The following is a 7,241-nucleotide window of genomic DNA, read 5'->3' as shown; positions in this document are numbered from 1 at the left end:
CCACGCCGCCTTCGAAAGCCGAGCTGATGCTGCCGGAACGGCGGCGCGGCGAGAACTTCATGACGCAGCCGGTGTTCCACGAAATCCGCTCCGAAACGGAGATGATGCGCTATCTCAGGCGGCTGGCCGACAAGGATCTGGCGCTTGACCGCACCATGATCCCGCTCGGCTCCTGCACGATGAAGCTCAACGCGGCGGCCGAGATGATGCCGGTGAGTTGGCCGGAAGTGGCCAACATGCACCCGTTCGCGCCGGCGGAGCATGCCGAGGGTTATCGCGCCATGACCGACGAACTGGAGAGATGGCTCGCCGAAATCACCGGCTTTGACAGCGTCTCGCTGCAGCCCAACGCCGGCAGCCAGGGCGAATATGCCGGGCTGCTCGCCATCCGCCGCTATCACCAGTCGCGTGGAGAAGCGCATCGCAAGGTCTGCCTGATCCCCTCCTCCGCGCACGGAACCAATCCGGCGAGCGCGCATATGGCCGGCATGGATGTCGTCGTCGTGCGCTGTACGGATGAAGGCGACATCGATATTGCCGACCTGAAGGCGAAGGTGGAGCAGCATTCGCAGAACGTTGCGGCGCTGATGATCACCTATCCCTCGACCCATGGCGTGTTCGAGGAAGGCGTGAAGGACATCTGCGCGCTGGTGCACGAGCACGGCGGACAGGTCTATCTCGACGGCGCCAATCTGAACGCGCTGGTCGGCCTGGCGCGGCCGGGCGACATTGGCGGCGACGTCTGCCACATGAACCTGCACAAGACCTTCTGCATCCCGCATGGCGGCGGCGGGCCGGGCGTCGGGCCGATCGGCGTCAAGTCGCATCTGGCGGCATTCCTGCCCGGCCATGTCGAGACGGAAAGCGGGCACGCGGTGTCGGCCGCTCCCTATGGCAGCGCGTCGATCCTGCCGATCACCTGGATGTATATCCGCATGATGGGAGCCGCCGGCCTGAAGCAGGCGACGGAACTGGCGATCCTCAGCGCCAACTACATCGCCGAGCGGCTGAAAGGGCACTACCCCGTGCTGTTCAAGGGCCGCAATGGCCGTGTCGCGCATGAGTGCATCCTCGATACGCGCGTGCTGAAGGAAAGCGCCGGCATCGGTGTAGAAGACGTCGCCAAGCGCCTGATCGATTACGGTTTCCACGCGCCGACCATGTCGTGGCCGGTGGCGGGGACACTGATGGTCGAGCCGACCGAATCCGAGCCGAAGCGGGAACTCGACCGGTTCTGCGAGGCGATGATCGCGATCGCCAGGGAAGCCGAGCGCGTCGCCAAGGGCGAGTGGCCGGCCGGCGACAACCCGCTGGTCAACGCGCCGCATACCGCCGCTGAAGCGCTCGCCGCCGACTGGACGCATCCCTATACGCGGCTCGAAGCCGCCTTTCCGGATGGCGATCCGGATAGTGCGGCCAAATACTGGCCGCCGGTCTCGCGCATCGACAATGTCGCCGGCGACCGCAATCTGGTGTGCTCGTGCCCACCGATCGAGGCTCTGGCGAGCTGAGGACGGGCATTTCGGAGGAAAGGCCGGCGCCACGCCGGCCTTTTTTCGTTTCGATCGCCGGGATGTGGTGAACGGCGGCCATCCTTAGGCAACCGCTAGAAAATCTAGAACGGGATCGCGGTTGTCTCCTTGGCAGTGCGGATCACGAACATCGTGTAGTAGCGCGCGACATTGGTGCGGTCCCGGAAAAGCCGCTCGCACAGTGCATCGAACTCGTCCATGTCGGCCAGGCGCAGCATCAGGACAGCGTCGGTCTCGCCGCTCACGCTGCAGGCTTGGATCACGGCCCGCTCCCTGGTGGCAAGATCGAGAAAGCGGCGCGTGTGCTGCTCGCCATGGCGCTCGAGCTCGACTGTGACAATCGCCCTCAATCCCTTGCCGGCCTTGGCCGGATTGAGGATGGCAACAACGCGCTCGATGACGCCGGTCGATTTGAGCCGCCGGATACGGCGCAGACAACTCGACGGTGAAAGTCCGACCTCCTCCGCCAAATCGGCGTTGGTACGGGAAGCGTCCTGTTGCAAAAGGTCGAGGAGTTTCCTGTCGATCTGGTCCATTTCGTCCCCCACAGATGCGAAGTCCCTTCGTGCAATATTATTGCACGAAACCGCAAATTTTGACCACAAATGCGAATGGCACCGCGCTAATCGATTTGGCGGCAATTACGGAGACACCGCCATGACAGTGCGATCCGCCCTTTATCGAAGGACCGGGGAAACTCTTGAAATCTATTGGGAACTCGTGCGCATCATCGTACCGATCACGCTCGTCACGCAGGTCCTGGTGGAATTTGGATTTATTCGAGCGGTTTCACCGTACTTCGCGCCGCTCATGAAGCTGGTTGGCCTGCCGCCCGAACTCGCCCTTGCCTGGTTGACGGGATTGCTTGTGGGAATCTGGGGAGCGGTGGTGATTGTATTCACGCTGGCGCCGATTTCCGCACTGAGCTCTGGAGACATGACCGTCTTTTCAGCGCTTTTGTTGTTCGCGCATGCCCTCCCCATCGAACAACGCATCATTCAGAAGGCTGGACCGGGCATCGTGGTCACCGTCGTGCTTCGCATAGCCGGCGGGCTGATCTTTGCCGTGCTGCTGCACCAGATATTTTCGGCAACAGGCTGGCTATCCGCGCCGTTGGAACCGGCATGGGTACCCATGAGCGAAAGTACCGACTGGAGCGATTTTACTCTGAGCACGGTAAAGACCCTGGCAATCATGCTGATCGTTCTGCTGGGCCTGAGCTGGTCGATGGAGCTTCTCAAGATTTCCGGCATCCTGGGCTGGCTGAACAAGGGGCTTACGCCGCTCTTTCGCCTGGCCGGCATTCAGTCGCAAACCGTGCCGTTCGCTGCCGTCGGCCTGTTTCTTGGAATCTCGTACGGCGGAGGGCTGCTTATCCGTGAGGCCCGTGTAACCTCCATTGAACCACGTCAGATCTTTCTTGCCTGCGTCTTCATGGGTTTTGCCCACAGCATCATAGAGGACACTTTGGTTGTCATTGCTCTGGGCGCAGACTTTACCAGTGTGTTCTTCGGCCGTTTGGTTTTCGCTGTCGTTGCGACAGCATTGATTGGGCGCACGATAGGCTTGGTGCCAGACCGCGTGTTTTTCGCGATCTTGTTCCGTGAGAAAAGCCCAAAACTTCCACAATCGGAACCCGCGCTTGGCAGATGATCGCGTTGACAACCGGCTGGATGGAACCTCGTACTCTCCGGTCCGTGTGGAAACGCGCTACCCCCAGGCGAGAACGCTTTGCGCGCGTCGCGCGGAACGGTCGATCCGTGTTGTTCGTTATGCTGTCGATTTCAACCGGAATCCGCCCCAAGGATCCGACCGCAGACCGAAGGCCGAATGTATTTCATCGCGCTCGCCACGGATTACGACGGCACGCTGGCTCATGACGGGTTGGTTACTGCCGCCTCGCTCGATGCGCTGAGACGCCTGAAGGAAAGCGGCCGGAAGCTCATTCTCGTCACAGGGCGCGAATTGCCGGATCTCAAGCATGTGTTTCCGGATCTGGCCGTGTTCGACAAGGTCGTGGCTGAAAACGGCGCGCTGATCTACACGCCGGCAAGCGAGGAGGAGCGCGCGATCTCGCCCCCGCCGCCGCCCAATTTCGTCGAGGCGCTGGCGCGGCGCGGGGTTGCACCATTGTCGGTGGGACGCTCGATCGTGGCGACGTGGGAGCCGCACCAGACCACGGCGCTCGAAGTAATCAAGGATTTCGGCCTCGAACTCGAGATCATCTTCAACAAGGGCGCGGTCATGATCTTGCCAAGCGGCATCAACAAGGCCGCCGGCCTGACCGTTGCACTGGAGGAGCTCCGACTGTCGGCCCACAATGTCGTCGGCATCGGCGACGCAGAGAACGACCATGCCTTCCTGCGCACCTGCGGCTGCAGCGTGGCGGTCGCCAACGCGCTTGCCTCCGTCAAGGACACGGCCGACATCGTAACGCAGGGCGCCCGGGGAGAAGGGTTGGAAGAACTGGCCGATCAGTTGATCGCGCGCGATTGGGACCTCGGCTTCAGCCGCCGAAACGGCATTCCTGTCGGCACGGAGGAGGACGGAAGCGAGGTTCGCCTGTGGCCGACGGACACCGTGCTCATCGCCGGCAGTTCCGGCATAGGCAAGTCGACGCTTGCAACCGCGCTGACCGAACGCTTCGTCGAACGAGACTTTCAGTTCTGCGTTTTCGATCCCGAAGGCGACTATCACGACCTGAAAGACGCGGTGACCGTTGGCGACGGCTCGGTCCCGCCGACTCTGGATCAGGCGATGAAACTGCTGGAGAAGCCGGACGACAACGTCGTGCTCAGCACGCTCACGCTCGACGTCAATGAACGACCCGATTTCTTTGCCGATTTCCTGCCGGAACTCGCCCGCTTCCGCTCCCGCACTGCAAGGCCGCACTGGCTGATCGTCGACGAAACCCACCATCTGTTGCCGAAACAGCGGAACGACACGCCGCTCGTGCTTTCGATGGAACTGCCAGGCACGATCCTCATCACCGTTCACCCCGACGCCGTGGCGACCGACGCGCTCGGTCTTGTCTCCGCCGTGATCGCGCTCGGACCTCAGGCGGATGAGGTGATCAGGGTGTTCTGCCGTGAGACAGGTCTGCAGCAGCCCGAAGGATTGGTCGCCCCGGACGATGATCGCGTGCTGTTCTGGCGGCCAAAATCGGGAGAGGCGGCCAAGTTGATCAAGGCCGAAAAGCCAAGGCAGTCGCGCAAGCGGCATACGCGCAAATATGCCGAAGGTCAGCTCGACGAAGCGGGCAGCTTCTATTTTCGCGGTCCCGACGACGCGATGAAACTCAGGGCGCATAATCTGATGATGTTCGTCCAGATCGCCGAGGGCATTGACGACAAAACCTGGCAGCACCATCTGCGCAACGGGGATTATTCCGACTGGTTCCGCAGGCAGATCAGGGACGACGCGCTGGCGGATGAGACCGCCGAAGTCGAGGCAGATCAGACGCTTTCCGCCGAAGAAAGCCGCAAGCGCATTGTCGACGCGGTTCGCCGGCGCTATACGGCGCCTGCCACTGCCTCCTGATCGGCCGCCGAACGGAACGCGAACCTCTGTCGCGCGCCGGAAAAAACGGGCAGTATCCCAGCATATTCGAATCACCGGAACACCTGCCAGTTCATGGACGACAGCAACGACCTCTTCGCCAGGCTGGAAAAGCCAAGCCAGCGTACGCCAACTCGCCCGGCCGATCCGCTCGTGCAGGCTGCCGTTGCCGCCAAGCGCGGAGCGGCGCCACAGGCCAAGGACGGCAGCGAGGGTTACAGCGCCGCCGACATCGAAGTGCTGGAGGGGCTGGAGCCGGTGCGCCGGCGGCCGGGCATGTATATTGGCGGCACCGACGAGAAGGCGCTGCACCACCTCTTCGCCGAAGTCATCGACAATTCGATGGACGAGGCGGTGGCCGGTCACGCCACCTTCATCGACGTGGAGCTTTCGGCCGACGGTTTCCTGACGGTCACCGACAATGGCCGCGGCATTCCAGTCGATCCGCACCCGAAGTTTCCGAAGAAATCCGCGCTCGAAGTCATCATGTGCACTCTGCACGCCGGCGGCAAATTCGATTCCAAGGTCTATGAGACGTCGGGCGGCCTGCATGGCGTCGGTGTTTCCGTGGTCAATGCGCTGTCGGACCTGCTCGAGGTCGAGGTGGCGCGCGGCCGCCAGCTCTATCGCCAGCGCTTCTCGCGCGGCATTCCGCAGGGCGGGCTAGAATCACTCGGCGACGTGCACAACCGGCGCGGCACGAAAATCCGCTTCCATCCCGACCCCGACATCTTCGGCAAGGGCGCGCATTTCGAACCGGCGCGGCTCTACCGCATGGCGCGATCGAAGGCCTATCTGTTCGGCGGCGTCGAGATCCGCTGGTCCTGCGACCCGCTGCTGATCAAGGAAAAGGACCCGACGCCGGCCAAGGCGGTACTGCATTTTCCCGGCGGGCTGAAAGACTATCTGAAAGCCTCGCTCGGCGATGAATTCCAGGTCACACGCGAAATCTTTGCCGGCAAAAGCGAAAAGCAGGGCGGACACGGCTCGATCGAATGGGCCGTCACCTGGTTCGGCGGCGACGGCTTTGTCAATTCCTACTGCAACACCATCCCGACCGGCGAAGGCGGCACGCACGAGACCGGCTTCCGCAACGTGCTGACGCGGGGCCTGCGCGCCTACGCCGACCTCACCGGCAACAAGCGCGCTTCGGTGGTAACCAGCGAGGACGTGATGATCTCGGCGGCGGGCATGCTGTCGGTGTTCATTCGCGAGCCGGAATTCGTCGGCCAGACCAAGGACAAGCTCGCGACCGTCGAAGCGATTAGGCTGGTCGAGACGGCGATCCGCGACCCGTTCGACCACTGGCTCGCCGACAATCCGCAGGAGGCCTCGAAGCTTCTCGAATGGGTGATTGCCCGCGCCGACGAGCGGGTGCGGCGGCGGCAGGAAAAGGAAGTGTCGCGCAAGAGCGCCGTGCGCAAGCTGCGGCTGCCGGGAAAGCTCGCCGACTGCACGCAGAATGCGGCGGCCGGCGCCGAACTGTTCATTGTCGAGGGCGATTCGGCCGGCGGCTCGGCCAAGCAGGCGCGCGACCGCGCCATGCAGGCTATCCTGCCGCTGCGCGGCAAGATCCTCAATGTCGCCAGCGCCGGCAACGACAAGCTCGCCGCCAACCAGCAGATTTCCGACCTGATCCAGGCGCTGGGCTGCGGCACGCGGTCGAAATATCGCGATGAGGATCTGCGCTACGACCGCGTGATCATCATGACTGACGCCGATGTCGACGGCGCGCATATTGCCTCGCTGCTGATCACCTTTTTCTATCAGGAGATGCCCGATCTCATTCGCGGCGGCCATCTCTACATGGCCGTGCCGCCGCTCTACAGCATCCGGCAAGGTGGCAAGATCGCCTATGCGCGCGACGACGCTCACAAGGACGAATTGCTGCGCACCGAATTCACCGGCCGCGGCAAGATCGAGATCGGCCGCTTCAAGGGCTTAGGCGAAATGATGGCGTCGCAGCTCAAGGAAACCACGATGGATCCGAGAAAGCGCACGCTGCTTCGTGTCGACGTGATCGACGACGAGGCGGCGACCAAATCCGCCGTCGACGCGCTGATGGGTACGAAACCCGAGGCGCGCTTCCGCTTCATCCAGGAACGGGCCGAGTTCGCGGCAACGGAAGAACTGGATATCTGAGGTTTTTGG

The 7,241-nt window shown here is 62.6% G+C and carries 5 protein-coding genes; 4 read left to right on the top strand and 1 reads right to left on the bottom strand.

The annotated features are described in order from the left end of the window. Nucleotides 1-1,511: aminomethyl-transferring glycine dehydrogenase subunit GcvPB (gcvPB, locus tag MAXJ12_RS20275; RefSeq protein ID WP_008837844.1), on the top strand; the 1,511-nt coding region annotated here is incomplete at its 5' end. Between the two features lie 104 nt (nt 1,512-1,615). On the opposite strand, the gene MAXJ12_RS20270 is transcribed toward gcvPB, so the two are convergent. Beyond that, nucleotides 1,616-2,068: an Lrp/AsnC family transcriptional regulator gene (locus MAXJ12_RS20270; protein WP_008837843.1), complete on the bottom strand. Its 453-nt coding sequence runs from the start codon at nt 2,066-2,068 to the stop codon at nt 1,616-1,618. Between the two features lie 121 nt (nt 2,069-2,189). Here MAXJ12_RS20270 and MAXJ12_RS20265 point away from each other — a divergent pair, with 121 nt between their 5' ends. From MAXJ12_RS20265 to parE, 3 genes are all read left to right on the top strand, one after another. Further along, on the top strand, nt 2,190-3,185 hold the full coding sequence (locus MAXJ12_RS20265; RefSeq protein ID WP_008837842.1) for a nucleoside recognition domain-containing protein: 996 nt from the start codon (nt 2,190-2,192) through the stop codon (nt 3,183-3,185). 177 nt (nt 3,186-3,362) lie between these two features. Continuing rightward, the gene (locus tag MAXJ12_RS20260; protein ID WP_008837841.1) at nt 3,363-5,072 is read left to right on the top strand and encodes an HAD family hydrolase; all 1,710 of its coding nucleotides are present in this window, start codon (nt 3,363-3,365) and stop codon (nt 5,070-5,072) included. Nucleotides 5,073-5,165: 93 nt separating this feature from the next. Beyond that, nucleotides 5,166-7,232, top strand: a complete 2,067-nt coding sequence (gene parE / locus MAXJ12_RS20255; protein WP_008837840.1) for a DNA topoisomerase IV subunit B — start codon at nt 5,166-5,168, stop codon at nt 7,230-7,232. Nucleotides 7,233-7,241 lie beyond the last annotated feature (9 nt).

The organism is Mesorhizobium alhagi CCNWXJ12-2 (assembly GCF_000236565.1).
Lineage (GTDB): Bacteria > Pseudomonadota > Alphaproteobacteria > Rhizobiales > Rhizobiaceae > Allomesorhizobium > Allomesorhizobium alhagi.
The sequence above is the reverse complement of the archived record's forward strand: the minus strand, read 5'-3'. Positions and strand labels throughout refer to the sequence as shown.

What these genes read in the sequence shown, in the direction of transcription:
- MAXJ12_RS20270 (WP_008837843.1), bottom strand. Translation starts at nt 2,068, where the DNA reads ATGGACCAGATCGACAGGAAACTCCTCGACCTTTTGCAACAGGACGCT.
- MAXJ12_RS20265 (WP_008837842.1), top strand. Translation starts at nt 2,190, where the DNA reads ATGACAGTGCGATCCGCCCTTTATCGAAGGACCGGGGAAACTCTTGAA.
- MAXJ12_RS20260 (WP_008837841.1), top strand. Translation starts at nt 3,363, where the DNA reads ATGTATTTCATCGCGCTCGCCACGGATTACGACGGCACGCTGGCTCAT.
- parE (WP_008837840.1), top strand. Translation starts at nt 5,166, where the DNA reads ATGGACGACAGCAACGACCTCTTCGCCAGGCTGGAAAAGCCAAGCCAG.